This window comes from Bordetella sp. 2513F2 (assembly GCF_054642735.1).
In genome coordinates, this window is record NZ_CM137755.1 from 1,843,228 (window position 1) to 1,869,903 (window position 26,676).

A 26,676-nucleotide genomic window follows, 5' to 3' on the forward strand; every position below is an offset into this window, starting at 1 on the left:
GGGGCCCCATGGCGAATCTCACGCAAATCAAGGTTCCCGACATCGGCGACTTCAAGGAAGTGGAAGTCATCGAGGTGCTGGTGTCCGAGGGCGACGAGATCAAGGCCGAGCAAAGCCTGATCACGGTCGAGTCGGACAAGGCATCGATGGAAATCCCGGCCTCGCAGGGCGGGGTGGTGAAGTCGGTGAAGGTGAAGGTGGGCGACAAGGTCGGCGAGGGCAGCGTCATCGTCGAGGTCGAGGCCGCGGGCGAGGACGCCGGCGATGCCAGGCCCGCCGAATCGGCCAAGTCGGATGCGAAGGCCGATGCAAAGGCTCAGGCGCCCAAGGGCGAGGCCGATAAAAAGGCCGACTCCGCGCCGGCGCAGCCGTCCAAGCCTTCCGCCCCTGCGCCGGCGGCCGCCCGCTACGAGGGGCAGGCCGATCTCGAATGCGACGTGCTGGTGCTGGGCGCCGGGCCCGGCGGCTATTCCGCGGCCTTCCGCGCCGCCGACCTGGGCCTGAAGACCGTGCTGGTCGAGCGCTACGCCACGCTGGGCGGCGTGTGCCTGAACGTGGGCTGCATTCCGTCCAAGGCGCTGCTGCACAACGCCGCCATCATCGACGAGGCGCGTGCGCTGGCCGCCCACGGCATCAGCTTCGGCGAACCGAAGATCGACCTGGACAAGCTGCGCGCCTACAAGGACAGCGTGGTGGGCAAGCTCACCGGCGGCCTGGCCGGCATGGCCAAGGCCCGCAAGGTGACCGTGGTCACGGGCGTGGGCGAGTTCGCCGATCCCCATCACCTGGCGGTGAAGGATGCGGACGGAAAGGCGCAGACCATCCGCTTCAAGAACGCCATCATCGCGGCCGGCAGCCAGTCGGTGAAGCTGCCGTTCCTGCCCCAGGACGACCGCATCGTCGACTCGACCGGCGCGCTGCAGCTGCGCGCCATCCCGAAGAAGATGCTGATCATCGGCGGCGGCATCATCGGCCTCGAAATGGGCACGGTGTATTCCACGCTGGGCGCGCGCCTGGACGTGGTCGAAATGCTCGACGGCCTGATGCAGGGCGCCGACCGCGACCTGGTGAAGGTGTGGCAGAAGATGAACGCCCCGCGCTTCGACAACATCATGTTGAAGACCAAGACGGTGGGCGCCGAAGCCAAGCCTGACGGCATCTACGTCAGCTTCGAAGGCGAGGGTGCGCCGAAAGAGCCGCAGCGCTACGACCTGGTGCTGCAGGCCGTGGGCCGCAGCCCCAACGGCAAGAAGATCGGCGCCGAGCGCGCCGGCATCGCCGTCACCGAGCGCGGCTTCATCGAGGTCGACAAGCAGATGCGCACCAACGTGCCGCACATTTTCGCCATCGGCGACATCGTCGGCCAGCCCATGCTGGCCCACAAGGCCGTGCACGAGGGCCACGTGGCGGCCGAGGCGGCCGCCGGCCAGAAGTCCTTCTTCGACGCGCGCGTGATTCCGTCCGTGGCCTACACCGACCCCGAGGTGGCCTGGGTGGGGCTCACCGAGGACGAGGCGAAGAAGCAGGGCATCAAGGTCGAGAAGGGCCTGTTCCCGTGGGCGGCCTCCGGCCGCGCCATCGCCAACGGCCGCGACGAGGGCTTCACCAAGCTGCTGTTCGACGCCGAAACCCATCGCATCGTGGGCGGCGGCATCGTCGGCACCCACGCGGGCGACCTCATCAGCGAGATCGCGCTGGCCATCGAGATGGGCGCCGACATGGTCGACATCGGCAAGACCATCCACCCGCATCCCACGCTGGGAGAATCGGTGGGGATGGCGGCCGAAGTGGCGGAAGGCGTGTGCACCGACCTGCCGCCGACGCGGAAGAAGTAGGCCCGCGGCCCGGCGCCGGACACCGCACGTGTCCGGCGCCGGCCGGCTTCAGCCCACCGAATCGGCCTGCGAGAGGGCGGCGGCGCGCACGCGCCGGGCAGACCTGCCGAACAGGCCGTAGTGGCCGACCATGTTCTTGATGCACTGGTCGTTGTTGCCCAGGAACAGGTTCTTGTGCCAGAGGCTGGCGTACTGGCTGCCGGGCCACTGCCGCAACGCCAGCCGCTCGCCCACCACCCTGGCGCGCCCGCCGTTGCGGCGCCACATCCAGTACAGCCACACGTCGTCCGCATTGGGACAGAGCGACTCGAAGAGCGCCCGGTTCGTCACGTCGGCATGGAAAATCCCGGGCGGATACAGCACGCCGCCCACGCCGGTGGGAAAGATCAGCGTGGAAGACGCAGTGGACGAGCGATAGCTCCAGCGCCACTTGAAATAGGGCAGGGGCCGGCCGGTGGCGGGATCCAGCGCTATCCGGTGCGCGCGCCACGCCACCGCCGTGCGGTAGTCGCCGGGCCAGGCGGCGATCAGGCCCGCCAGCCAGTGGCTGGGGTAGCGCACGTCGTCGTCGGCGGTCACGATGAAGGCGGACGGCTCTTCCTCGAGCGTGGGAATGATCTTCTTGTACGACTTGATGTCCGCGCAATAGCGGATCTCCAGCCCCTGGCCTTCCAGGCTGCGCACCGACTCGGGCAGCAGCGCGCGCTCTTCCTGCGCAATCCACAGAATGATGCGATCGGGCTGCACCGACTGGTTCAGAAGGCAGGCCAGCGTACGCGGGAGGATGCGGAAGCGCTTGCGATACGAGGTCAGGCTTACGACCAGCCGCCCGGGAAGTCCATGCGCGGCAGCAGGAATCCCGGGATCCGCCTCCTTCCATGCAAACAGGTCTGCGTATCGGCGCGCCATGGGGAAGCGGGCTCCTCAATGGGAAATTACTAGATCGTGCGAGCAATAGATGACATGTATAAGAAAAGCCGGCGTCCGACGCAAGCCGAGTGTGGCAGGAAGTTACCGGCCAGGGGCTGTCCCGGCGTCGGGCAATGCGTGCCTGACACCGTTTGTCGACAATCGGTGGGTGGGGCCCGCGCTCAGCGCGGGTCGGTGGCGGCCTGCACGAGTCTCATCACGATGCCGGCCGTATAGCGGCGTTGCGGCACGATGAACTCCGCCATGCGGCCCACCAGCCGGTGCGGCTTGAGGAAGGCCTCGACGTCGTGGTAGTAGGGCCGCTGCACATAGTCGTCCCAGAGGATGACGCAGCCCGGTTCGGCCAGCAGCAGGCTGATGAGGAAGCAGGCGCGGCGGAAGCGGCCGTCGATCAGGACCAGGTCCGGGTTCGGCAGGTTGGAGGCGTGCACGCAGTCCCAGGGCAGGGTGCAGTATTGCGGCCATTGCACCGACTTGCTGGTGTCGGTGGGCTTGCCTCCGGCCTCCATCGGACCGATGTCGGCGTACAGCGGCCTGAGGGTCACGCCCTGTCCCACCCGCTCCGCGAATGCCTCGACGACCGCCTGCAGGAAGGCCTGGTCCGAATCCACGCTGATGATGCTGCGGATCCCGGCCGTGCCGGCCATGATGGTGCTGCCGCCCGAGCCGTACTCCATGTAATGGCGGCTTTCCGCCAGGCGTTGGCGCAGCAGCTCCACACCCTCGGGCTCCATGGCGGGGGTGTCCCGGATGACCAGAGGGGCCGAGGTCAGGGCCAGGGTTGCTGCTGCGGCCGGCTGTGGACGGATGGCTGGTACAGGAGGCCGAGTATGGCCCAGCGTCTCGATCAACAGCCAGGAGGCGCGCAGCTTGGCAAATTTTTCGGCGGCGTGGGCATTTCCGCGCAAATAGTCATGCTGCAGCACCGCGGCCGGCGTGTACAGCTGCCGCTCGGGGCCGAAGCCGTCGCGGAGCAGTCGATGCGAAATGTCGACACCGCCGTGGCCAAACAGAATGTAGTCGGCCCAGCCGCCCACGGCGAGGAATTCCTTCCTCGGGAAAGATACATTGCCTTCCAGCAATGGCGGTGCGCTGCAGACGGTGTCACCCAGGTGATAGTGTTCGGGGATCTCGGAACCCGCGGACCTCGGCCGGCACGCGCCACGCAATGACACGGGATCGTGGCTCGCATGGACGGCCAAGTGGGCCTCGACGAAGCCGGCTTCCGGCAGGCCGTCGTCGTCGATGAACAGCAGGATGGGGGCCGTTGCGTGGATCGCGCCGAGATTCCGTGCCAGGCAGTCCCCCGAATTTCGATTCAGCTCTATCCACACGTCCACCATCGGGGGCAGCACGGCGCAGTCCGCTGCCGGTATCCCGTTGTTGACGAATACGATCTCGATGCCGTCCTGCTGCTGCTCGCGCAGCGCTTCGATGTTGGCCACGATCTCGGGCTTGAAGCGGTTGGCGATCAGGATGGCGCTCACCCTGGCGTGCGGCCTGTTGCGCAATTGGCGCACGTCCGATATCCAGTCGGCATACAGCGCACCCTTGTGTGCCCAGCCGGCGGCAGCCAGCCGCTGGCTCAACTCCGCAAGCACGGCAGAATCCTGCACGTCCTCGAGCGCGCCCTGGGCCAACAGGGCATGCACCAGGATGAAATGCGCCGTATTGTTGGCCTCGTCTCGCAGCAGGGCCTGGCGGCATCGGTTCGCGACGACCTGCAGCGCGGCCGCATCCCAGCGGCCGAACTCCTGCGTCAGGCGCACGACGGCGCCGGCGTCGTTCTGCGACCTGACGTTCTGCAGCGGGATGCGGATGTCCCGGCCGGCAGACTTGCGCAGCAGCGCATCCTCCAGGTAGCGCTCGGACCCGGGCAGCGGCGCCATGATCCGGTACGCTGCATCCTCGAGGCCGTAGACCGCGTGCAGGATGAAGGCAAGCTTCATCCTGCGGTTGGGGTCCAGCGCTTCGAGCCGCTCACGGCTGGGCAGGAACAGGGCGCTGGTGCCCGGCGTGGCGGTCGGCGTCAGCGCAAGCCCGCTCGCGGCCTCGCGGCCAGATTTGGATTCATGCAGGCGGTAGAAGGCGTAGCCGTGGCCGTTTGCCCAATCCTGCAGTTCGGCCAGATCCGGCTGCCGTTCATGCGTGGGCTGGAAGCTGACGCGGGCCTCGATCAGCAGGCCTTGCGCCAGCGCGTTCCGGCCATGCGCCAGGATGGCGGCGCTGTCGCTCATGTCGTCCAGCATGAGCCAGTCGATACCGGGCAGACCCTCTATGTTGTCCAGCGCGACGGTATCCAGCGGCAACTGGGCCAGGACCTGCGTCTCGCGCCCATGGGGAATCGGCGACTCGCCGGCCTGCAGCGGCCTGAGCGGCCCGCTGAGGCTGGCGTCCAGGCAGGCGTACAGCGTGCCCGGACGGCCGTCGCCCAGCGCGGTGCCAGCGTAGTAGTGCACCCCTTGCCGGCGCGCGAGGGGTTCCTGCAGGGCCTGGCTGGCCGCGTCGAACACCACCAGCTCCAGGGCCTGGCGTTCCAGCATGCGCGCCACGGCGGCGTCGGCGAATGGGCGGCTGCCGCTGGATACGGCGATGATCCTGCCCTGGAAGCTCCATTGGAACCCGGCCTCCTCGGCGCTGGGCTGGGGGTGCTGCAGCACCAGGGGCTGGGCTTCGTCCTCGAACCAGGCCTCGCCGTCGGCGCCCAGCGCCAGCGCCGCCGGCGCCTTGCCTTCGCAGTACCGCTGCCAGATGGCGCGCAGCGCATTGGCCAGGTTGCGCCCGAAGCGCGCGCTGTCGCATACCGGCGAAGCCAGCAGGATGTCGCGCAGATGGGCCCGGATCGTGGCGAGGCTCTGCAGGTCGGAGGCCAGTTCCACCGCGCGCGCCCGGTATTGGTTCCAGTCGTCCGCCACGAGCTCCGGCATGCCGGCATTCACCAGATGCGTGGCCGAGTGGCGGCCGGCGAACGTGGGCCCGGGCAGCGTGATCACGGGTACGCCCATGAGCAGGGCCTCGCAGGTGGTCAGCCCGCCGGAGTAGGGCCAGGGATCCAGGCCGATGTCCACTTCGTTGTAGCGCGCCAGCAGCTCGAGATGGGGCGAGCGGCCTTCTATCCGTACGCGCCCGCTATCGATGCCGTGGGCAGCCAGCGTGTCCAGCACCCGCTGGCGCAGCACCGGGGTGCTGTAGGCAGCGCCCTTGAGGAAGAGGCGCGATTGCGGCACCGCATGCAGCAGCTCGGCCCAGCGGGCCAGCAGCGTTTCGTTGATCTTGGTGGGGTTGTTGAAGCAGCCGAACGTGATGTAGCCGTTCTTCAATGCGGGCAGCGGCGCCACCTCGGGCGGCTTGGGCGGCGGCACGAAGCAGATGTAGTCGTCCGGCATGCGGATCAGCTTCTCCGTGTACAGGTGGTCGCTGCCGGCCGGCGATTCGATCTTGTCGGTGATCAGGTAGTCGATGGCCTCGACCCCGGTGGTGTTGATCAGGCCCCCCACCCACTTCACCAGCACCGGCGCGGGCTCGAGCGCCATCGTGCGCATGCGCGAGCCGGCGTTGTGGCCGCTGAGGTCTATCAGGATGTCGATCTGGTCGTCGCGGATGCAGGCGGCGAACTGCTCGTCCTTCAGGTGGTAGATCGGCGTCCACTTGCTGACCAGCGCCATGATCCGGCGGGTAATGGCGTCAACGGAATTGTTCGTGGTGTATGCATAGATCTCGAAGCCGAGTCCGGGCAGGCGTTCCAGCGCGGACACTGTCATGGTCCCGACGGGGTGCTGGCGAAAACCGTCGGAAAACATGCCGATCCGCAATACCTTGGACGGAGACCTATCCGCGGGAATAGGCCGTTCAGGCCGCACGGCAGGGGCGAACATGCTCCCCCAGTCTTTGCATGCCTGCAGAATGTCCTCGATCGTGGCCTCGGGCTGGTAATGCATGGCGGTAAGCCGGTTCGACTTCGGAAGGGGATCGACCTTCGTGAGCGAGGCTGCCTTGGCGTAGCAGCGCTCGGCCTCGTCGAGGTTGCCGGTGTCGCGGTGAATGTTGCCCAGGTTGTTCCAGGCGGAGTATTCCTTGGGCTGGATATCGAGCAGGGCTTCGAAATCCCTGCGCGCCTCGTCGTAGCGCTGCATGGCCAGCAGGATGACGCCATGCCACGCCAGCCACGCTGCCAGGTGGGCTGCAGGAGGTCTTCCGGCCACCTCCAGGCATTGCAGGGCTTCTTCGTTGCAGCCCAGTCGATGCAGGATCTCGGCCAGCTTGATACGGCCCAGCAGATGTCCAGGCTCTATGCCGAGTGCCATGTCGAGCTGCCGTCGAGCGTCCTCGATGCGGCCTTCCTTGAGAAGCAGGTCGGCCATCACGCGCAGCCCTTCCGCATCGCGCGGAGCGAGTTCCATAACGCGCTCGAGCGCCAAGCGGGCCTCTGCCAGCCGTCCGGCTTCCAGGCAATGGGCGCCCAGGCTCTTCCAGCCCAGCGGATCCTCGGGATGCTGCCGCGTGCGGGCCTCGGCCTGCGCCTGGGACAGGCCCATGATGGTGAGGACCTTGGCGGAAACGGGGGGCTTGCGCGGGGAGCGGACGGTTCTGGGCATGGCGATCTACACACGAAGGGCAGACATACAGCCTACCCGCGCACGCGCGCGGGCAATGTGCCGGAGTGCGAGCAAAAAACCGCCTATTTTCCGCAGCCAAGAAAACAGCCCCTCCGGGGAGGGGCTGGGCGCGGCCCGCGAGGGCCGGTGATCGGCATGAGAGGGAATGCAGCCGGGCGGCGGGCCGCCCGGCCTGCTCCGGGATTACTGCAGCAGCGACAGGACCGTCTGCGGAACCTGGTTGGCCTGGGCCAGAACCGAGGTGCCAGCCTGTTGCAGGATCTGGGCGCGCGTCATGTTCGACACTTCGACCGCGTAGTCGGCATCTTCGATGCGCGAGCGCGAGGCCGAGAGGTTGTTGACGATGTTGTTCAGGTTCGAGACCGTTGACTCCAGGCGGTTCTGCACGGCACCGAGGTTGCTGCGCAGGGTGTCCACCGTGTTCAGGGCGGTGTCGAGCGAAGCCATGGGGTCTTCGCTGGCAGTTCCGAGCACCTTGGTCGAGTCGTAGGTAACCGTTGCCGTCGGATTCATATCAGCCGCCGCGGTACCCGTACCAGCTTTGACAGTCACGCTGGCTGCGTAGTAAACGACGTTGGAAGCGCTGGAGCTGTCCTTGACATACCAGTTGCCGCGCTCGTCTTGGACGAGGTCCAGAGTGCCACCCGTTGCGCCAGCCCGGGTGCCACCATCGCTGACATCCTTCAGGGTGACGGCGGCAGAGCTCACGGCAGCGGGATCACCGCTGCCGTTGGTCGACTTCAGCGTGACGGCGCCAGCAGCGGTGCCGCCCGTGTAGTCGGTGGCGTCGCCGGTCGGGCCGGCGATGCTGAACGAGGCCAGGTCCAGCGTGCTGGAGCTGATTTCCTTCAGGTCGATGGTGATGGTCTCGCCGTCGCGGGCGCCGACTTGCAGCGTCAGCGTGCGGTCGGCCGACAGCACCTTCACGCCGTTGAAGTCGGTCTGCTGGCTGATGCGGTCGATGTCGGCCAGGCGCTGTTCGACTTCGTCCTGCATGGAGGCCAGGTCGGTCGAGGAGTACGTGCCGTTGGCGGCCTGCACCGACAGTTCGCGGATGCGCTGCAGGTGGGTGGTGATTTCGGCGGTGGCGCCTTCGGTCGTCTGGGCGATCGAGATGCCGTCGTTGGCGTTGCGGCCAGCCTGGGTCAGGCCACGCACGTTGGACGTGAAGCGGTTGGCGATGGCCAGACCGGCGGCGTCGTCCTTGGCGCTGTTGATGCGCAGGCCGGAGGACAGGCGCTCGATAGCCGTGCCCAGGGAGGATTGGGACTTGGTCAGGTTGTTCTGGGCAACCAGCGACAAGTAGTTGGTGTTGATAACAGCAGCCATGTATAGCTCCCAAGAGAGAAAGGCTTCTTCAAACCGGGCAGCGGGGCCGCCCTGCGTTGCGAGGCGGTGCTGCCTCGCTGCCTGGGTTACGTCCTCGATCCTGGGAACTTAAGGGTTTTGCGAACGACTTTCCGCGGGTTCGTCAGAACACGTGGGCCAGGTGCGACTCGGCAGGCAGTTCCTGCCAGGCGCTCGCTTTCATGCGCGCGCGGATGCGGGCGATGGCCTGGGTGCGCAGCTGGCACACGCGCGCCTCCGTGACATTGAGCACGGCGCCGATCTCCTTGAGATTGAGGCCGTGCTCGTAGCACAGCGACATCAGGAGCTTCTCGCGTTCGGGCAGCGCCTCGATGGCCTGCACCAGCGTCCGCTTGAGGTCGCCGGCAAGCAGCGCGTCCAGCGGGGTGGACTGTTCGTGGGCGGGCACGTCGTGCCAGCCGCCTTCCTCGCCGTCGCGGCCGAAGTCTTCGTAGTGGAGGATCTGCATGCCCTGGGCATCGGACAGCATGTGCTGGTATTCGTCCAGCGACACGCCCAGCTCTTCTGCGACTTCGCGCTCGCTGGGCGCGCGCATCAGGGCCTGTTCCTGGCGCTGCATGGCCGTCTCGATGCGCCGGCTCTTGCTGCGCACGCTGCGCGGCAGCCAGTCCTGGGCGCGCAGCTCATCGAGCATCGCGCCGCGGATGCGGGTGGTGGCGTAGGTTTCGAACTGGGCCTCTGCGCACTCGTGGTAGCGGCGCAGGGCATCGAGCAGGCCGATCATGCCGGCTTGTATCAGGTCGTCCAGCTGGACGCTGGCAGGCAGCCGGGCAAGCATCTGCAACGCGAGCTTGCGCACGAGCGGGGCGTACTGGACCAGGCTTTCTTCGGCGTCGGGCATTCGGTGTCGTCGGCAGGAAACGGACGCGGCAGGGCCGGGAGCGCGGGGCCGGACGGCGGCCAGCCGGGTGATTCCGGTGCAGGGATTGTCGACAAAACGCCACGATTCATTTCAGCAAGTAGAAAAGTTTTTACTCGCTTATTTACGAATTTGCCTGAAATATGGCGTAATCCGCGTTCCACAATGTATCTTTAGTGCCAAAAACCGCGGTAAAAAATACGTACTGTCACATTTGTCATAGATAATGTTGCTTGATGTGTTAGATTGTTGATACATCAAGCACATTTGTTACATGCTTGCAACGGTCGCGACAGGGCTGGCCGCTGCGCCATCACGGTGCAGCCCGGCGTTCTTGCCCCACTTGTTCGAGTTTCAGGAGTGAAGTGTGAAGCCTGCGGATAATTCTTTGCTTGCCGATATACGTGAGGTCAATCTTTCGTACCTGCTTCTGGCCCAGCGCATGTTGCGGGACGATCTTGCCACGTCGATGTTCCGTCTCGGTTTCAGCAGCGAGGTCGCCGACATCCTGCTGCGCCTGTCTCCGGCCCAGCTCGTGAAGCTGGCGAGCTCAAGCTTGCTGCTGTGCCGCTTCCGCTTCGACGACTACGGGCTGCTGTCCGCGCTCACCCAGGATGTCCTGGGCGGCGCCCTGCAGCAGGCCCATGCGACGATCCTGCTGTCCAGGCAGTCAGTCGAAGAACTGGCCTGAGGCGGATCCGCCATGCCACCGAAGAGCGTCTCGCAGGAGGCGGACGAGATCCTGCTGGCCAGCGCCATGATCACGCTGGGCGCCCGCCTGCAGGTTCTCGAGGCTGAAACCAACATCAGCCACGACCGGCTCGCCAGGCTGTACCGCGAGATCCGGGGCTGTTCGCCGCCGAAGGGCATGCTGCCCTTCTCGGTGGATTGGTTCATGACCTGGCTGCCCAACATCCACTCGTCGCTGTTCTACAACGTGTACGGCTTCCTGAGCTCGCGCACGTCCAGCCGCGGCATCCGCGCCATCATCGACGCCTACCGCCTGTATCTCGAGCATGTGGCCGGCGACGAAGGCGAGGCGGCCGAGCCGGTGCTCAGCTTCACGCGCGCCTGGATGCTGGTGCGCTTCTTCGACAGCGGCATGCTGCAGTTGTCGCCGTGCAGGCAATGCGGTGGCCATTTCATCGCGCACGCCCACGATCCGCAGTCGGATTTCGTGTGCGCGATCTGCCGCCCGCCGCCCCGGGCAGGCAAGACCCGCGCCGCGAAGGCGAAGGTGGCGCAGGCGCGGGTCGCCCGCGTCCGCGGCGACGCCGCGCCGGCCCGCTCCTGAGCCGGAAAAACAGGGCCGAACTGGTCAAAAGCCCCCGAAAAACCCCGGTAACCCGCGTTTTCGGGTGACGGGGTGCGGGAGATCATTGTCATCGGTTTCCATGGACTACGTTGGCAGAGGCCCGTTGTGTTGATTCTTATCGGTTATGCGATCGTATGCGTCGCAGTGGTCGGGAGCTTCGTCCTGTTGGGTGGGCATCTCGGGGCGCTCTATCAGCCTTTCGAGTTCACGCTGATCGTGGGTGCCGCGTTCGGGGCGTTCCTGGCAGGCAATAGCCGCAAGTCGCTGGGCCTGGTCGGGCAGGCGCTTCCCCAGGCGCTCAAGAGCGCGCCCTACAGCAAGGTGCTCTACATGGAGCTGATGGCCCTGCTGTACGTGCTGCTGAACAAGGCCCGCCGCGAGGGCCTGATGGCGATCGAATCGCACATCGAGGATCCCGCCTCCAGCCCGCTGTTCGCCGAATATCCGCGCATCATGGCCGATCCCAAGCTGATGGAGTTCATCACCGACTACCTGCGCATCATGATCAGCGGCAACATGAGCTCGTTCGAGATCGAGACGCTGATGGACGAGGAGATCGAAACCTATCGCCACGAGCGCGAGGTGCCGGCTCATGCGCTGCAGCAGGTGGCCGACGCGCTTCCCGCATTCGGCATCGTGGCCGCGGTGCTGGGCGTGATCAAGGCGCTGGCATCCGTGGATCAGCCTCCGGCCGTGCTGGGCGACCTGATCTCCAAGGCCATGGTGGGCACGTTCCTGGGCATCCTGCTGGCCTACGGGTTCGTTGCGCCGCTGGCCTCGCGCGTCGAGCGCCGCACGGCCGAATCGGTGAAGGTGCTGGAGTGCATCAAGGTCACGCTGCTGGCCAGCATGAACGGATATCCCCCGCAGCTGGCGGTGGAATTCGGCCGCAAGGTGCTGTTCTCTGCCGTGCGCCCGACCTTCGGCGAGCTCGAGGAGCATGTGCGCCAGGCCAAGTCGGCCTCGCCCGGCCGCGCCTGACGGAGCCTCGGCATGAGTCCCGTAAACAACTATCGCGTCGTCGTGCGCCGCAAGCGCGGCCGCAAGGCGGCGCATCACGGCGGCAGCTGGAAGATCGCCTACGCCGACTTCATCACTGCCATGATGGCGTTCTTCCTGGTGATGTGGCTCATCAGCGTCGTCCCGCGCGAAGAACTCAAGGGCATCGCCGAGTACTTCCGCATGCCGCTGCGCGTGGCGCTTACGGGCGGCCCCAGCAGCTCCGCCGAGACCAGCGCCATCCCGGGCGGCGGGCGCGATCCCTTGCGCGACGAGGGCGACGTGCGGCGCGCCCAGGGCGAGCGAGTGCAGGCTCAGCCCACGCCGTCCGAGGCCGATCGCCGCGACCGCCGCCGCCTGGAGCAGCTGCGCACCCGGCTGGAGTCCGTGATCGAGAACAGCCCGGTGCTGCAGAAGTTCCGCCCGCAGCTGCTCATCGACATCACGACGGAAGGGTTGCGGGTGCAGATCGTCGACAGTCAGAACCGGCCGATGTTCGCCACAGGCAGTGCCCAGGTGCAGCCCTACATGCGCGACATCCTGCGCGAGCTCGGTCCGGTGCTGAACGAGCTGCCCAACAAGATCAGCATTGCCGGCCATACCGATGCCACCCAGTACGCATTGGGAGAGCGGGCCTACAGCAACTGGGAGCTTTCCGCCGACCGCGCCAACTCGTCGCGCCAGGAACTCGTGGCCGGCGGCATGAGCGAGGGCAAGGTGATCCGCATCCAGGGACTGGCATCCAGCATGAGCCTGGTTAAGGATGACCCCTATGCTGCCGTTAACCGCCGCATCAGCCTGGTCGTGCTCAACGAGGCCACGCAGCGACGCATCGAGATGGAGAATGCCGCGGCGGCCGACCTGACCGCGCGCGACGCGGCCCAGGTCGGGCAGGAGCTGGCTGCACCCCAGGGTGCCGCGGCATCCGCGGCAACACGATAGGAACATTCATGGCAACCACGATTCTGGTAGCGGACGACTCGGCAACCATGAGAATGATCGTCCAGGCGGCCTTGTCGGGCGCCGGCTGGCAGGTGCTGGCCGCCGCCAACGGACGGGATGCGCTGGCGCTGTCGCGCGAGCATGCCGTCGATCTGGTGGTCACCGACTGGAACATGCCGGTGCTGGGCGGGCTGGGGCTCATCCAGGGCCTGCGCGAGGATCCCCGCTACGCGGCCGTGCCGGTGCTGGTCCTTACCACCGAGGAAGACGCGCTGAGCAAATCGGCGGCACGCGGCCTGGGCGCCAGCGGCTGGCTGAACAAGCCGGTGGATCCGGATGCGCTGGTCGAGCTGGCGGCCGAGCTCCTGGACGAAGCGGCGCGCGCCTGACGCGGGCTTTCACTCAAAGGCATATTTCCCATGAGTTCTGGTCTGGACCTGAGTCAGTTCTACGAGACATTCTTCGACGAGGCCGATGAACTGCTGGCCGAGATGGAGCAGCGGCTGCTCCAGCTGAATGTCGATGCGCCCGATATCGAACAGCTCAACGCCATTTTCCGCGCGGCCCATTCGATCAAGGGCGGCGCAGCCACGTTCGGCTGCTTCCAGAAGCTGGCCGAGACGACTCACCTGCTGGAAAACCTGCTGGACGCCATCCGTCGTGGAGAGATGGCGCTGCGTGTCGACATGGTGGACTCTTTTCTGGAAACGAAGGACGTGCTCAAGAGCCAGCTGGATGCCTACCGGGCATCGGAAGAACCCGACGAAGCCGTGTACGAACGGATCTGCGCCATACTGAGGGAATTGGCGCTCGAAGACGCCGGCAGCGCGCCCCAGGGCCGTGTCCAGCCGGCCGCCGCGGCGCCGGCCGTGCCGCCGCCTGCAGCGGCGCAGCAGGCCCCGGCGCCCACGCCGTCCGCGCCGGCACCCGCGCCGGCTGTCGAGGGCGCCGTCACGTGCGTGCGCCTGCGCGGCGTCTCCGACAAGGACGCCCAGGCCATCCTCGAGGAAATGGGCAACCTGGGCAAGGTGCATGCATCCGAGCGCCAGGACGGACAGTTCACCGTGTGGGTCGACACGAACTGCAGTGCCGACGATATCGAGGCAGTGTGCTGCTTCATCGTCAATGCCGACCAGCTCGCGATCTCGCGCGAGGCGCCACCCGCGCCGAAGGCCGATGCGCCGCAGCAGCCGGCCCCCGCGCCAGCCGCCAGTGCGGCGCCCACGCCCGTCGCCGAGGCGCCGGCACCGCGGCCGCCGGCCGGCGGTGCGCCGCGTCCGGCCCGCCCGGCGGCGGCGCCCCAGGCCGACAAGGAATCCACCTCCATCCGCGTCGGCGTCGAGAAGGTCGACCAGATCATCAACCTGGTGGGCGAACTGGTCATCACCCAGGCCATGCTGGCACAGACCGCTTCCACGCTGGATCCGGTGCTGCACGACCGCCTGCTCAACGGCATGGAGCAGCTCGAGCGCAACGCGCGCGACCTGCAGGAGGCGGTGATGTCCATCCGCATGATGCCGATGGACTACGTGTTCAGCCGCTTCCCCCGCCTGGTGCGCGACCTCGCCGGCAAGATGGGCAAGCAGATCGAGCTGCAGACCTATGGCCGCGCCACCGAGCTCGACAAGAGCCTGATCGAGCGCATCATCGACCCGCTCACGCACCTGGTGCGCAACAGCCTGGATCATGGCATCGAGACCCCCGAGAAGCGCATCGCGGCGGGCAAGGATCCGGTCGGGCAACTGGTGCTGTCGGCGCAGCACAACGGCGGCAACATCGTGATCGAGGTGAGCGACGACGGCGGCGGCCTGAACCGCGAGCGGATCCTGAAGAAGGCCCTGGCGCAGGGCCTGCCGGTTAGCGACAGCATGTCCGACGACGAAGTGTGGCAGCTCATCTTCGCGCCGGGCTTCTCCACGGCCGAGCAGATCACCGACATTTCCGGGCGGGGCGTGGGCATGGACGTCGTGCGCCGCAACATCCAGGACATGGGCGGCCACGTGCAGCTGTCCAGCGTGCCGGGGCAGGGCACCACCACCCGCATCATTCTTCCGCTCACGCTGGCCATCCTCGACGGCATGTCGGTGCGCGTGGGCGAAGAGACCTTCATCCTGCCGCTGAACCACGTGACCGAGTCGCTGCAGCCCACCGAAGAGCAGATCTACACGGTGGCGGGCAACGAGCGCGTGATGCACGTGCGGGGGGAATACCTGCCGCTGGTCGAGATGCACAGGGTGTTCTCGGTGGCGGACGCCCAGGCCGATCCCACCCAGGCCATCGCCGTGATCATGCAGGCCGAGGAGCGGCGTTTCGCGCTGCTCGTCGACCACCTCGTGGGACAGCACCAGGTGGTGGTGAAGAACCTCGAGTCCAACTACCGCAAGGTGCCGGGGATTTCCGCCGCGACCATCCTCGGCGACGGCAGCGTGGCCCTCATCGTCGACGTCTTCGCGCTGGCCCGGGCCAACCGCGAGAAATGGGCCCAGCCCGAAGCCGCCCTCATTTGATTGGAGCATACGAACATGGCAGCCAAACCCCAACCGCAGGCTTCCCGCGTGGAAGACGGCGGCAGCGAGTTCCTGGTCTTCACGCTGGGAGAAGAGGAATACGGCATCGACATACTCAAGGTGCAGGAGATCCGCGGCTACGACGCGGACGTCGTGACCCGCATCGCGAACGTCCCGCCCTTCATCAAGGGCGTGACCAACCTGCGCGGCATCATCGTGCCCATCGTGGACCTGCGCATCAAGTTCAACCTGGGCAGCGTCGAATACAACGAGCAGACGGTGGTGATCATCCTGAACCTCGATCGGCGCGTGGTGGGCATCGTGGTCGACGGGGTTTCCGACGTGCTGATGCTCAATGCCGCGCAGGTGCGGCCGGCGCCGGAGTTCGGCGCCACGCTTTCCACGGAATACCTGACCGGACTGGGCACGGTGGACGACCGCATGCTCATCCTGGTGGATATCGAGAAGCTGATGACCAGCGACGAGATGGCGCTGGTGGAGAAGGCCGCTTCCTGAAGAACCGCCGCCGGCCTGGCGGACGCCGCGCCGCCCGGCCTGCGCCGCAGCCCAGATCGTCGTAGTCGGAGATCCTGCTTCATGCGCAAATTCCTGGCCAATCTGTCCGTACGCACCAGCCTGCTGGCCGTGCTGGGATTCTTCTCTTTCATGCTGGTCGTCGGCGCCGTGCTGGGCGTGGCGTCGCTGCGCACCAGCAACGCCACGCTGGTCGGCATCAAGCAGGCGCAGGACGTCGCAGATGCCATGTCCCGCGTCACCAGCAGCTACAAGGAAGCGGTCAATACATTGAGCCGCGCCGCCTCGACGCACTACGCCTACGTGGTGGCGAGCATCGGCCAGCCCGTCCAGCTGCAGTCCGGGCTGAGCGGCCAGGCGGCGGCGCTGTTGCAGCGTGCCGAGGCCGCACTGAACCGCGGGCAGACCGAGTTCGATTATTACCGCACGCTGGAGAAACCGGCGGCAGCGCAGGAGGCGCTGGGCGAGTTCGAGGAGGCCTACCGCGTGCTGGCGCAGCAGGGCGTTGCGCCGCTGGTCGAGGCGCTGAGGCGCGGCGACCTGCCGGGCTACCAGACGCAGGTCGAAGAAGTGCAGGACGCCCTGGAGGGGCGCTTCCTGCGTGCCGTGGAAGCGGTGGATTTCTGGCGTGCCGGCCAGATGAACGATGCCTACGCGCTGGCCGAGCAGCGCTATCGCATGGTATTGGGCGCCGTGGCGGCGGGCACGCTGATCGCTGCGCTGCTGGTGCTGGCTACCTACTTCTTCCTGCGCGGCCGCGTGCTGCGTCCGCTGCGCGAGGCGGGCCAGCACTTTGACCGGATAGCGGGGGGTGACCTGACGGCGCGGGTGGAGGTGCGCAACAGCAACGAGATCGGTCAGTTGTTTGCGTCGCTGAAGCGGATGCAGGAGAGCCTGACGCGCACGGTGAGCACGGTTCGCCGTGGGGTGGAAGAGATCAACGTGGGTGCGCGTGAGATTTCGGCGGGCAACACGGACCTGAGCAGCCGCACGGAGCAGCAGGCGGCGTCGCTGGAGGAGACGGCGGCGTCGATGGAGGAGCTGGCCTCGACGGTGAAGCAGAATGCGGACAACGCGCGGCAGGCGAACCAGCTGGCGGCGAGCGCGTCGGACGTGGCCGAGCGCGGTGGTTCGGCGGTGTCGGAGGTGGTGAGCACGATGGAGGGGATCTCGGCGAGTTCGCGCAAGATCTCGGAGATCGTGTCGGTGATCGACGGGATCGCGTTCCAGACGAACATCCTGGCGCTGAATGCGGCAGTGGAAGCGGCGCGCGCGGGCGAGCAGGGCAAGGGATTTGCGGTGGTGGCGGGCGAGGTGCGTTCGCTGGCGCAGCGCAGCGCGCAGGCGGCCAAGGAGATCAAGCAGCTGATCGAGGACTCGGTGTCGAAGGTGGGCACGGGGTCGCAGCAGGTGGAGCGCGCCGGGGCGACGATGCAGGAGATCGTGGCGTCGGTCAAGCGCGTGACGGACATCATGGGCGAGATCTCGGCGGCGTCGGAGGAGCAGTCCAGCGGGATCGACCAGGTCAATCGTGCGGTGTCGCAGATGGACGAGGTGACGCAGCAGAACGCGGCGCTGGTGGAAGAGGCGGCTGCGGCGGCGGGTTCGCTGCAGGAGCAGGCGCAGCGGCTGGCCGAGGCGGTGTCGGTGTTCAAGATCAACGCCGGCGAAGTCATCGAGGTGCCGGCGGCCAGGCTGGCCGGCCATGCACCCCAGGTCGGCCGCGAGGGTGGCAGCCCTGCCGCGTCCGATGACGGGCCGCCGGGTGGTCCGCTGGCGCTCGCCGGCGGCTGACGTGTACAGACCTGACGTGTACAACCCCTAGGATCCGCATGGCCATCGTGGACAAGCCGCCGGCATTCCCGGCCGAGCGCCAGTTCGAGTTCCGGGACGCGGATTTCACGCGGGTACGGAAGATGATCTATGCGCGCGCCGGCATCTCGCTGGGCGACCACAAGCGCGAGATGGTGTACAGCCGTCTCGCCCGCCGGCTGCGCGTGCTGGGCCAGCAGGGCTTTGCCGCTTATCTCGACGGCCTGGAGCGCGACGCGGGTTCCGCCGAATGGGAACATTTCGTCAATGCCCTCACGACCAATCTCACGGCCTTCTTCCGCGAGGCGCATCACTTTCCCATCCTGGCCGATTTCGCGCGAGGTCGCGGCGCGCCGCTGTCGGTATGGTGCTGCGCCGCTTCCACGGGCGAGGAACCGTATTCGATCGCCATCACGCTGGCCGAGGCGCTGGGCGCGCGCGCCGGTTCCTGCCAGGTGCTCGCCACCGACATCGACACGCAGTGCCTCAGCCGGGCCAGGGCCGGTGTCTACCCCTACGAACGCGTGGCCAAGCTGGGCGAGGAGCGCCTGCGCCGCAGTTTTCTGCGGGGCCGCGGCAGCAACGAGGGGCAGGTGAAGGTCCGCCCGGAGATCCAGGAAATGGTGCGTTTCGAAGTCCTGAACCTGCTGGCGCCGACCTGGCCGCTGCATGAGCGGTTCGATGCGATCTTCTGCCGCAACGTGATGATTTATTTCGACAAGCCGACCCAGGCCAGGATCCTGCAGCGCTTCGTGCCGCTGCTCAAGCCCGGCGGATTGCTGTTTGCGGGGCATTCCGAGAATTTCACCTATATCAGCCGGGACTTCCGCCTGCGCGGCCAGACGGTCTACCACTGTGTCGCCCAGGCGTAGCGTAGGGATGGCAGCATGAAGAAAATCCGAGTCTTGTGCGTGGACGATTCCGCGCTGGTGCGGGGGCTGATGACGGAGATCATCAACGGCCATCCCGACATGGAGGTCGTGGCCACCGCGCCCGATCCGCTGGTGGCCCGCGAGCTCATCAAGCAGCACAATCCCGACGTGCTGACGCTGGACGTCGAGATGCCGCGCATGGACGGCCTGGAGTTTCTCGAGAAGCTGATGCGCCTGCGGCCGATGCCGGTGCTGATGGTGTCTTCGCTCACCGAGCGCGGGGGGGAAACCACCATGCGCGCCCTGGAGCTCGGTGCGGTGGACTTCGTCACCAAGCCCAAGCTGGGCATCCGCGACGGCCTGCTGGAGTACAGCGAGGCCATTGCAGAGAAGATACGCGCGGCCTCGCGCGCCCGGCTGCGCAAGCCCGACGCCGGCGCCGCCCCGCCGCCGGTGCAGCGCCTGCACCGGCCCTACGCCAGCTCCGAGAAGCTGGTGATCATCGGCGCCTCCACCGGCGGCACCGAGGCCATACGCGAGGTGCTGCAGCCCCTGCCTCCCGACAGCCCGGCCATCCTCATCACGCAACACATGCCGGCCGGATTCACCCGTTCCTTCGCGCAGCGGCTGGACGCCATGTGCGCGGTGACGGTGCGCGAGGCCGTCCATGGCGAGCGCGTGCTGCCCGGCCACGTATACCTGGCCCCGGGCGGCGAGTTCCACATGCGGCTGGGCCGCAGCGGCGCCAATTACGTGGTGGAGCTGCATCCCGGCGACCCGGTCAACCGCCATCGCCCGTCGGTGGACGTGCTGTTCCACTCTGCGGCCGAGGCGGCCGGCCGCAACGCCATCGGCGTCATCCTGACCGGCATGGGCAAGGACGGCGCAGCCGGGCTGCTGGCGATGCGGCGTGCCGGCGCCCACACGCTGGCCCAGGACGAGGCCAGCTGCGTGGTGTTCGGAATGCCGCGCGAGGCGATCGCCCTGGGCGCGGCGGCCGAGGTGGCGGCACTGGGGCACATGAGCGAGCGCATCCTGGGCAGCCTGGGCGATCGCGGTCATCGAGTTTGAAGGATCGCGGCGCGGAGCGCGCCGCTTGGCATCTAATTTCTTGGAGTTGAAATGGTAGACAAGGGATTGAAGATTCTGGTGGTGGACGATTTCCCCACCATGCGGCGCATCGTGCGCAACCTGCTGAAGGAACTGGGCTTCGAGAACGTGGACGAAGCCGAGGACGGCGCCATGGCGCTGGAGAAGCTGCGCACGGGTGGTTTCCAGTTCGTGGTCTCGGACTGGAACATGCCCAACCTGGACGGCCTGGAGATGCTCAAGCAGATCCGCCTGGATCCCAACCTGAAGAGCCTGCCGGTGCTGATGGTGACGGCCGAGGCCAAGAAGGAGAACATCGTCGCGGCGGCCCAGGCCGGCGCCAACGGCTATGTGGTCAAGCCGTTCACCGCGGCGACGCTGGAAGACAAGTTGAACAAGATCTTCGAGAAACTCGCCGGCTGAGGTGGCGCATGAACCCAACGGATAACGCCGACAAGCCGGACGCGGGCGACCTGATCCACCGCATCGCCTCGCTGACGCGCATGCTGCGCGACAGCATGCGCGAGCTGGGCCTGGACCAGGCCATCAAGGACGCCGCCCAGGCCATTCCCGATGCGCGCGACCGCCTGCGCTACGTGGCCCAGATGACCGAGCAGGCGGCGACGCGCGTGCTCAATGCCACCGAAGCCGCGGGCCCGATCCAGGAAGACATTGCGCGCGTGGCGCGCGGCCTGGACACGCGCTGGCAGGAGTGGTTCGACCAGCCGCTGGAGCTGCCCCAGGCGCGCGAACTGGTCAAGGACACGCGCGCCTTCCTGGCCGCGGTGCCGGCACAGACGCAGCAGACCCAGTCGCACCTGATGGAGATCATCATGGCCCAGGACTTCCAGGACCTCACGGGCCAGGTCATCATGCGCATGATGGACGTGGTCGGCGCCATCGAACGCGAGCTGCTGCAGGTGCTGCTCGACAGCGTGCCCCAGGAAAAGCGCGACGAGGCGAACAGCCTGCTCAATGGTCCGCAGGTGAATCCCGAAGGCAAGGCCGACGTGGTCACCAGCCAGGACCAGGTCGACGACCTGCTGGCCAGCCTGGGCTTCTGACCCTGCTGCCGCGCCGGGGCCATGCGCCGCCGAGGCGCAGCCGCATGCCGGGACAATATTTCGCCCCCGGGGCGCGGGGCTGGCCCGCGCAAGGCGAATAACCGCGCTTTCTCCCTGCTTCTTGGCTGATCGCCCGGCAGGCCGCCCCCCTAGAATCTCGGCGGGCGGCCTGCATCCCCCTGGATGCGGCCGCAGACGACACGCTGAGCATGGCCGAAGAAAGCGACCTCGAAAAAACCGAAGCAGCCTCTCCGAGGCGCCTGGAAAAGGCGCGCGAGGAAGGGCAGATCGCGCGTTCGCGCGAGCTCGGCACGTTCCTGCTGCTGGCGGCCGGGGTGGCTGGCCTGTGGCTGAGCGGCGGATCGCTGTACCGCAGCCTCACCGGCGTATTGCGCGCAGGCCTGGGTTTCGATGCGCGCGTCGCGCGCGATATCCAGGTGATGCTGTCGCTGTCGGCGCGCTCGGTCTATGAGGCGCTGCTGCTCCTGCTGCCGATCTTCGGCCTGCTGGTGGTGGTGGCCGTGCTGGGCAGCGTGCTGCTGGGCGGCATCGTATTCTCGTCCAAGCCGCTGGAGCCGAATCTATCCAAGCTGAATCCCTGGGCAGGCCTGAAGCGCCTGTTTTCCGCCCAGACCGTCATCGAACTGCTCAAGGCCGTCGCCAAGGCGGTGCTGATCGGCGGGGTGGGGGGCTGGGCCCTGTGGCACTACCACGACGACATGCTGGCGCTGCTGCACGCCGCGCCGCATGCGGCGCTCATCAAGGCCATGTCGCTGGTGGCGCTCTGCGCGGCCCTGATCGTGGCGGCGCTGTCCGTGGTCGTGCTGCTGGATGTGCCCTGGCAGATCTGGCACCACCTGAAGAAGCTGCGCATGACCAAGGAAGACCTGCGCCAGGAGCACAAGGAAAGCGAGGGCGACCCGCACATCAAGGCGCGCATACGCCAGCAGCAGCGCGCCATGGCGCGCCGCCGCATGATGGCCGAGGTGCCGCGCGCCGACGTGGTCGTCACCAATCCCACCCACTATGCCGTGGCGCTGCGCTATGCGGAAGGCGAGTTCGGCGCGCCCAAGGTGGTGGCCAAGGGCACCGGCCTGGTGGCGGCGCGCATCCGCGAGATCGCCGCGGAGCACCGGGTGCCCACGCTGGAGGCGCCGCCGCTGGCGCGCGCCCTGCACGAACATGTGGAACTGGGCCAGGAGATTCCGGCCGCGCTGTATACCGCGGTGGCCGAGGTGCTGGCCTGGGTCTTCCAGCTGCGCAGCTGGCGTGCCGGCTGGGGCGCCGAGCCGGCGCCGCCGGCTGCGCTGCCCGTCCCGGCGGAACTGGATCCCCAGTCCGCCACCGCCGCTCAAGGAGTCTGACAAACGATGAGCGCTCTGCTCGCCTCGCTGAAAGCCAACGGCGCCGCCAACGCCCGCCTGCTGGCCGGTCCCGTCCTGATCGTGCTGGTGCTCGGGATGATGGTGCTGCCGCTGCCCACCTTCCTGCTGGACCTGCTGTTCACCTTCAACATCGCGCTGTCGGTGATGATCCTGCTGGTGGCCATGTTCACCCGCAAGCCGCTGGATTTCGCGGCTTTCCCGACGGTGCTGCTGTTTGCCACGCTGCTGCGGCTGTCGCTGAACGTGGCGTCCACGCGCGTGGTGCTGCTCAACGGGCACCAGGGGCCGGACGCCGCAGGCAAGGTGATCGAGGCCTTCGGACACTTCCTGGTGGGCGGCAATTTCGCGGTCGGCATCGTGCTGTTCGTGATTCTCACCATCATCAACTTCATCGTCATCACCAAGGGCGCCGGCCGCATTGCCGAGGTGGGCGCGCGCTTCACCCTCGACGCCATGCCGGGCAAGCAGATGGCGATCGATGCCGACCTGAACGCCGGCCTGATCGGCGAGGATGAGGCACGCAAGCGGCGCGCCGAGGTCTCGCAGGAAGCCGACTTCTTCGGCTCCATGGACGGCGCGAGCAAGTTCGTGCGCGGCGACGCCATCGCCGGCCTGCTCATCATGGCGATCAACGTCGTCGGCGGCCTCATCGTGGGCATGGCCCAGCACGACCTCTCCATCGGCGAGTCCGCCCGCGTGTACACGCTGCTCACCATCGGCGACGGCCTGGTGGCGCAGATTCCCGCACTGGTGATCTCCACCGCGGCCGGCGTGGTGGTGTCGCGCGTCTCCACCGACCAGGACGTGGGCCAGCAGATGCTGGCGCAGCTGTTCTCCAACCCCAACGTGATGTTCCTCACGGCGGCCATCGTGGGCATCATGGGGCTGATCCCCAACATGCCGCACGTGGCCTTCCTCACCCTGGCGGGCCTGCTGGCGGGCAGCGGCCACGTGGTGCGCAAGCGCCTGATGGCGCGCGAGAGCGCCAGGACTCAGGAACCGTCGCAGGCCCAGGCCCAGGCGCAGGCCGCGGCAGCGGAAGCGAGCTGGGACGACGTCTCCATGGTCGACCAGCTGGGGCTGGAGGTCGGCTACCGATTGATCCCGCTGGTCGACCACGGCCAGAACGGCGAGCTGCTGCACCGCATCCGCAGCCTGCGCAAGAAGTTCGCCCAGGACGTGGGCTTCCTGCCGCCGGTGGTGCACATACGCGACAATCTGGAACTCAAGCCGAACGACTACCGCATCCTGCTGTCCGGCGTGGAGGTGGGCCGGGGCGTGGCGATGCCCGGCCAGTGGCTGGCGATCGACCCGGGCGGCGCCACGGCCACCATCAAGGGCGTGGCGACCACCGATCCCGCGTTCGGCCTGCCGGCGCTGTGGATCGACAATGCGCAGCGCGACCAGGCCCAGGTGGCCGGGTACACGGTGGTGGATGCCAGCACCGTGGTGGCCACGCATCTCAACCACCTCATGCATCGCTACGGCGCCGGCCTGCTGGGCCGCCAGGAAGTGCAGCAGCTGCTCGACCGCGTGGGGCGCGAGGCCCCGAAGCTGGTCGAGGACCTGGTGCCCAAGACGCTGTCCCTCACGACGCTGCAGAAAGTGCTGCAGGGACTGCTGGCCGAGGAAGTGCCCATCCGCGACATGCGCACGATCATCGACACGGTGGCCGAGCATGCCCCGCGCCTGGCGGCCGCGAACGCAGGCGGACAGCCCGACGTCGGCGAACTGGTGGCGCTGGCCCGCAGGTCGCTGGGCCGGGCCATCACGCAGCAGTGGTTCTCCACCGAAGGCGAGCTGCGCGTGATCGGCCTGGACGTCAAGCTGGAACGGGTGCTGAGCCAGGCCATGGCTACCAGCGGCGGCCTGGAGCCCGGCCTGGCCGAGACATTGCTGCGCGAGACGCAGGCTGCGGTGTCGCGCCAGGAATCCCAGGGGAATGCGCCGGTGCTGGTGGTTTCGCCGGCACTGCGCGCGCCGCTGTCGCGCTTCCTGCGGCACCATCTGCCGCAGCTGGGCGTGCTGTCCAATGCCGAGATTCCGGACGAGCGCGTGTTGCGCGTGACCGCGCTGGTCGGAGGTAACGGGGAATGAAGCTGAACCGCTTCGTCGGCGCCACGACCCGCGAGGTGCTGCGCCAGGTGCGCGCGGCGCTCGGCCCCGATGCGCTCATCGTATCCAATCGCACGGTTGCCGACGGCATCGAGGTGATCGCCGGATTGGATCCGTCGTTGTCCGACGCCGATGGCCCGTCCGGCGTGCAACTGCCGACGGACGCGCCGGCGGCGCCAGCCGTGCATCCTGCCGCCGTTGCCGCTGCGCCCGCGCCATCCGGGGCACCCGCCCCGGCTCGCGCGCCGCAGCCCGCGGCGGCGGTTCCGGCCCCGCCGCGCTCGCCGGATGCGCCCATGCCGGCGGCCTGGTCGGGCGGCGCGCCGCCCGGAGGCGCGGTGGCCGTGCAGGCCGCCATCGACGCCCTGCGTGGCGCGCTGGAAAGCGGTATGGACGGGCTGCTGTGGGACGGCGCGCAGGGCCCCGGCCGCGAGCCGGCGGCCATGGGGCTGTTCCGGGGCCTGCTGGAAGCCGGTTTCAGCATGCCGCTGGTGCGCGCGCTGGTGGAGCGCCTGCCCAGGGACATGGACCGCGCGGCGGCCCTGGCCTGGGCCCGCAACGAACTGGTCACGCACCTGCCCGTGCTGCGCGACGAGAATGCGTTCCTGGGCGATGGCGGCGTGTATGCGCTGGTCGGGCCCACCGGCGTGGGCAAGACCACCACGCTCGCCAAGCTCGCCGCCCGCTGCATCGCGCGCGAAGGCCGCGAGCACGTGGCGATGCTGACCACCGACATGTTCCGCATCGGCGCGGCCGAGCAGCTGCAGATCTACGGCCGCCTGATGGGCGTACCTGCCCTGTCCGTGCGCGATGCGGCTAGCCTGCGCCAGGCGCTGGAGCAGCTGGGCAGCCGGCGCATCATACTCATCGACACCACCGGCATCAGCCAGCGCGACCGCAATGTGGCCGAGCAGGCCGCGCTGCTGCACGCCGCGGGCCGGCCCGTGCGGCGGCTGCTGGTGCTCAACGCGGCCAGCCAGGGCGACACGCTCGACGAGGTGGCGCATGCCTACCGCCATGGCGCCGAACAGGACGTGGTGGGCTGCATCATCACCAAGCTGGACGAGACGACGCGCCTCGCGCCGGCGCTGGACACGGCGATCCGCCACCGGCTTCCCATTCATTACGTCTCGATGGGCCAGAAAGTGCCCGAGCACATGGATCTCGCCGATCCGCAGGTGCTGGTCGATCGCGCCCTCCAGGCAGCCGGCAGGGGCAAGGCGCTCTATGCGCCCAGCGAGGCGGACCTGGCGGCATTGTGCCGCGAGGCCGGCGTAGCCCCGGAAAGCGCCGATCCCGCCCGCCGGCGCCGCCTGCTGGCCGCGGCCTTGCGCAATGGCGCCGGCGCGGTGTCGGACCTGGACGCTGCCATCGACTGGCTCGAGGCGGACCCCGCCTGTGCCCAGGCACGGGCCAACTGGCGCGCGAGTGGCGGCGCTGGGGCAGGCGAGTCGGCTGCGCCCGGCGCCGGAACGTTGCGCGACGAGGCCCTGGCGATGGCGCGCCGGCAGTACGCCCAGGCCTGCGACCGCCATCTGCTCGTGGTTCACGGCAAGGCGACGCTGGACGGTGCCGGCCTGCCGGCCGGCACGCTGTTGTCTTCCCTGCTCATGACCGACCGCGGCGCCGCGTTGTGTGCCCCCGTGGCGCAACTGAAGCTGCAGCATGGCGGGCTGTGCGCCCACGCGCCGGCCGAGCCCATGACCGGCAATGCGGTGGATGCGCTGTTGCATCGGGTGCAGGCGCTGGGCCGTGCACTCGACGGCGTGCCGCTGCTGCACCTTTTCGACATGGGTTCCACCGCATTGTGGCAGGCCATGAACGCCGGCGCGGCTGCCTGGCTGGCGCGCGGGCCGGGCGCCCTGCGCGTCATGCAGGAAGGCTGCGGCACTACGCTGGCCGCGGTCTCACGCGGACTGGGCTATCTGCCGGCGGGCCAGGTGCGCCTGCATGGGTCCGTCGGCGCAGGCCGCCTCCTGGATCTCTGGGCCAGCGGCACGGAAGTGGCCCTGGCGATGCGGGGCAAGCAGGACCAGCCGCTGCGCATGGTGTGCGCCCGCCTGGTCGACCCGGCAGACGGTGCCATCGTGCGGCAACTCTACGGCCTCACGAACGTCAGGGCGGGGCAGGCCGACGCCCCGGCCGTGGCGCGCTGGCTGGTCCAGCATGAGCAGGCGAAGCCGGCGTTCCGCTATATGCAGTCGGCCTGGCCGGCGCTGCCGCAGGCTGCGGACACCCACGCGCTGGCCCGCCAGGCGCAGCTGGCAGCGCAGTGGGGGGCGGCATGCTGGCAGCTGGCGCGGGCACCGGAAGCGGTGCGGACGCTGCTGGCGGCGCTGGCCGAAGGGCGGCTGAACGGGGCCCGCCTGCCCGCGGCCATGCTGCGGTGCTTCGCGATGCTGGAGATGTCGGCCGGCGGCTGACGCGGCCGGTG

The 26,676-nt window shown here is 67.9% G+C and carries 20 protein-coding genes; 16 read left to right on the forward strand and 4 right to left on the reverse strand.

From position 1 onward, the window contains the following. Nucleotides 1-8: 8 nt before the first annotated feature. Nucleotides 9-1,835 (forward strand): dihydrolipoyl dehydrogenase, encoded by a 1,827-nt coding sequence (gene lpdA, locus ACYBYQ_RS08760; protein ID WP_459618358.1) that lies wholly within the window; start codon nucleotides 9-11, stop codon nucleotides 1,833-1,835. Nucleotides 1,836-1,883: 48 nt separating this feature from the next. Here the strand turns inward: lpdA and ACYBYQ_RS08765 are convergent, their stop codons facing one another. The 4 genes from ACYBYQ_RS08765 to ACYBYQ_RS08780 all read right to left on the reverse strand — a co-directional run bounded on the left by ACYBYQ_RS08765 (nucleotide 1,884) and on the right by ACYBYQ_RS08780 (nucleotide 9,590). After that, nucleotides 1,884-2,744, reverse strand: a complete 861-nt coding sequence (locus tag ACYBYQ_RS08765; RefSeq protein ID WP_459618359.1) for a hypothetical protein — start codon at nucleotides 2,742-2,744, stop codon at nucleotides 1,884-1,886. A gap of 182 nt (nucleotides 2,745-2,926) precedes the next feature. Continuing rightward, the gene (locus ACYBYQ_RS08770; RefSeq protein ID WP_459618360.1) at nucleotides 2,927-7,360 is read right to left on the reverse strand and encodes an O-linked N-acetylglucosamine transferase family protein; all 4,434 of its coding nucleotides are present in this window, start codon (nucleotides 7,358-7,360) and stop codon (nucleotides 2,927-2,929) included. A 204-nt stretch (nucleotides 7,361-7,564) separates the two neighbouring features. Continuing rightward, nucleotides 7,565-8,710 carry a FliC/FljB family flagellin gene (locus ACYBYQ_RS08775; protein ID WP_459618361.1) on the reverse strand — a complete coding sequence of 382 codons (1,146 nt, stop codon included), beginning with the start codon at nucleotides 8,708-8,710 and terminating at the stop codon, nucleotides 7,565-7,567. Between the two features lie 142 nt (nucleotides 8,711-8,852). Next, nucleotides 8,853-9,590, reverse strand: a complete 738-nt coding sequence (locus ACYBYQ_RS08780; RefSeq protein WP_459618362.1) for an RNA polymerase sigma factor FliA — start codon at nucleotides 9,588-9,590, stop codon at nucleotides 8,853-8,855. A gap of 385 nt (nucleotides 9,591-9,975) precedes the next feature. Here ACYBYQ_RS08780 and flhD point away from each other — a divergent pair, with 385 nt between their 5' ends. The 15 genes from flhD (at nucleotide 9,976) to flhF (ending at nucleotide 26,665) form a co-directional block, all read left to right on the forward strand. Further along, entirely contained in the window at nucleotides 9,976-10,299 is a 324-nt protein-coding gene (gene flhD, locus ACYBYQ_RS08785; RefSeq protein ID WP_459618363.1) for a flagellar transcriptional regulator FlhD, read from the forward strand. Between the two features lie 12 nt (nucleotides 10,300-10,311). Next, nucleotides 10,312-10,902, forward strand: a complete 591-nt coding sequence (flhC, locus tag ACYBYQ_RS08790) for a flagellar transcriptional regulator FlhC (protein ID WP_459618364.1) — start codon at nucleotides 10,312-10,314, stop codon at nucleotides 10,900-10,902. A gap of 126 nt (nucleotides 10,903-11,028) precedes the next feature. Next, entirely contained in the window at nucleotides 11,029-11,904 is an 876-nt protein-coding gene (motA, locus tag ACYBYQ_RS08795; RefSeq protein ID WP_459618365.1) for a flagellar motor stator protein MotA, read from the forward strand. 12 nt (nucleotides 11,905-11,916) lie between these two features. Continuing rightward, nucleotides 11,917-12,864: a flagellar motor protein MotB gene (motB, locus tag ACYBYQ_RS08800; protein ID WP_459618366.1), complete on the forward strand. Its 948-nt coding sequence runs from the start codon at nucleotides 11,917-11,919 to the stop codon at nucleotides 12,862-12,864. Between the two features lie 8 nt (nucleotides 12,865-12,872). Next, complete coding sequence (locus ACYBYQ_RS08805) at nucleotides 12,873-13,253, forward strand: response regulator (RefSeq protein WP_459618367.1); 381 nt, start codon at nucleotides 12,873-12,875, stop codon at nucleotides 13,251-13,253. 30 nt (nucleotides 13,254-13,283) lie between these two features. Next, entirely contained in the window at nucleotides 13,284-15,371 is a 2,088-nt protein-coding gene (gene cheA / locus ACYBYQ_RS08810; RefSeq protein WP_459618368.1) for a chemotaxis protein CheA, read from the forward strand. Between the two features lie 15 nt (nucleotides 15,372-15,386). After that, a complete protein-coding gene (cheW, locus tag ACYBYQ_RS08815; protein ID WP_459618369.1) occupies nucleotides 15,387-15,887 on the forward strand; it encodes a chemotaxis protein CheW in 501 nt (166 codons plus the stop codon). Between the two features lie 81 nt (nucleotides 15,888-15,968). Further along, complete coding sequence (locus ACYBYQ_RS08820; protein ID WP_459618370.1) at nucleotides 15,969-17,699, forward strand: methyl-accepting chemotaxis protein; 1,731 nt, start codon at nucleotides 15,969-15,971, stop codon at nucleotides 17,697-17,699. Nucleotides 17,700-17,737: 38 nt separating this feature from the next. Beyond that, nucleotides 17,738-18,589 carry a CheR family methyltransferase gene (locus tag ACYBYQ_RS08825; protein ID WP_459618371.1) on the forward strand — a complete coding sequence of 284 codons (852 nt, stop codon included), beginning with the start codon at nucleotides 17,738-17,740 and terminating at the stop codon, nucleotides 18,587-18,589. A gap of 15 nt (nucleotides 18,590-18,604) precedes the next feature. Continuing rightward, on the forward strand, nucleotides 18,605-19,660 hold the full coding sequence (locus ACYBYQ_RS08830) for a protein-glutamate methylesterase/protein-glutamine glutaminase (RefSeq protein WP_459618372.1): 1,056 nt from the start codon (nucleotides 18,605-18,607) through the stop codon (nucleotides 19,658-19,660). A 51-nt stretch (nucleotides 19,661-19,711) separates the two neighbouring features. Then, the gene (gene cheY / locus ACYBYQ_RS08835) at nucleotides 19,712-20,101 is read left to right on the forward strand and encodes a chemotaxis response regulator CheY (protein WP_459618373.1); all 390 of its coding nucleotides are present in this window, start codon (nucleotides 19,712-19,714) and stop codon (nucleotides 20,099-20,101) included. Nucleotides 20,102-20,109: 8 nt separating this feature from the next. Beyond that, complete coding sequence (gene cheZ, locus ACYBYQ_RS08840; protein ID WP_459618374.1) at nucleotides 20,110-20,742, forward strand: protein phosphatase CheZ; 633 nt, start codon at nucleotides 20,110-20,112, stop codon at nucleotides 20,740-20,742. A 209-nt stretch (nucleotides 20,743-20,951) separates the two neighbouring features. Further along, nucleotides 20,952-22,106: a flagellar biosynthesis protein FlhB gene (gene flhB / locus ACYBYQ_RS08845; protein WP_459618375.1), complete on the forward strand. Its 1,155-nt coding sequence runs from the start codon at nucleotides 20,952-20,954 to the stop codon at nucleotides 22,104-22,106. Between the two features lie 6 nt (nucleotides 22,107-22,112). Then, nucleotides 22,113-24,224 carry a flagellar biosynthesis protein FlhA gene (flhA, locus tag ACYBYQ_RS08850; protein ID WP_459618376.1) on the forward strand — a complete coding sequence of 704 codons (2,112 nt, stop codon included), beginning with the start codon at nucleotides 22,113-22,115 and terminating at the stop codon, nucleotides 24,222-24,224. Further along, nucleotides 24,221-26,665, forward strand: coding sequence for a flagellar biosynthesis GTPase FlhF (gene flhF / locus ACYBYQ_RS08855; protein ID WP_459618377.1), 2,445 nt, complete (start codon nucleotides 24,221-24,223; stop codon nucleotides 26,663-26,665). The genes flhA and flhF overlap by 4 nt, the downstream gene beginning before the upstream one ends. The last annotated feature ends 11 nt before the right edge of the window (nucleotides 26,666-26,676 follow it).

What these genes read in the sequence shown, in the direction of transcription:
- lpdA (WP_459618358.1), top strand. Translation starts at nt 9, where the DNA reads ATGGCGAATCTCACGCAAATCAAGGTTCCCGACATCGGCGACTTCAAG.
- ACYBYQ_RS08765 (WP_459618359.1), bottom strand. Translation starts at nt 2,744, where the DNA reads ATGGCGCGCCGATACGCAGACCTGTTTGCATGGAAGGAGGCGGATCCC.
- ACYBYQ_RS08770 (WP_459618360.1), bottom strand. Translation starts at nt 7,360, where the DNA reads ATGCCCAGAACCGTCCGCTCCCCGCGCAAGCCCCCCGTTTCCGCCAAG.
- ACYBYQ_RS08775 (WP_459618361.1), bottom strand. Translation starts at nt 8,710, where the DNA reads ATGGCTGCTGTTATCAACACCAACTACTTGTCGCTGGTTGCCCAGAAC.
- ACYBYQ_RS08780 (WP_459618362.1), bottom strand. Translation starts at nt 9,590, where the DNA reads ATGCCCGACGCCGAAGAAAGCCTGGTCCAGTACGCCCCGCTCGTGCGC.
- flhC (WP_459618364.1), top strand. Translation starts at nt 10,312, where the DNA reads ATGCCACCGAAGAGCGTCTCGCAGGAGGCGGACGAGATCCTGCTGGCC.
- motB (WP_459618366.1), top strand. Translation starts at nt 11,917, where the DNA reads ATGAGTCCCGTAAACAACTATCGCGTCGTCGTGCGCCGCAAGCGCGGC.
- ACYBYQ_RS08805 (WP_459618367.1), top strand. Translation starts at nt 12,873, where the DNA reads ATGGCAACCACGATTCTGGTAGCGGACGACTCGGCAACCATGAGAATG.
- cheA (WP_459618368.1), top strand. Translation starts at nt 13,284, where the DNA reads ATGAGTTCTGGTCTGGACCTGAGTCAGTTCTACGAGACATTCTTCGAC.
- cheW (WP_459618369.1), top strand. Translation starts at nt 15,387, where the DNA reads ATGGCAGCCAAACCCCAACCGCAGGCTTCCCGCGTGGAAGACGGCGGC.
- ACYBYQ_RS08820 (WP_459618370.1), top strand. Translation starts at nt 15,969, where the DNA reads ATGCGCAAATTCCTGGCCAATCTGTCCGTACGCACCAGCCTGCTGGCC.
- ACYBYQ_RS08825 (WP_459618371.1), top strand. Translation starts at nt 17,738, where the DNA reads ATGGCCATCGTGGACAAGCCGCCGGCATTCCCGGCCGAGCGCCAGTTC.
- ACYBYQ_RS08830 (WP_459618372.1), top strand. Translation starts at nt 18,605, where the DNA reads ATGAAGAAAATCCGAGTCTTGTGCGTGGACGATTCCGCGCTGGTGCGG.
- cheY (WP_459618373.1), top strand. Translation starts at nt 19,712, where the DNA reads ATGGTAGACAAGGGATTGAAGATTCTGGTGGTGGACGATTTCCCCACC.
- cheZ (WP_459618374.1), top strand. Translation starts at nt 20,110, where the DNA reads ATGAACCCAACGGATAACGCCGACAAGCCGGACGCGGGCGACCTGATC.
- flhB (WP_459618375.1), top strand. Translation starts at nt 20,952, where the DNA reads ATGGCCGAAGAAAGCGACCTCGAAAAAACCGAAGCAGCCTCTCCGAGG.
- flhA (WP_459618376.1), top strand. Translation starts at nt 22,113, where the DNA reads ATGAGCGCTCTGCTCGCCTCGCTGAAAGCCAACGGCGCCGCCAACGCC.
- flhF (WP_459618377.1), top strand. Translation starts at nt 24,221, where the DNA reads ATGAAGCTGAACCGCTTCGTCGGCGCCACGACCCGCGAGGTGCTGCGC.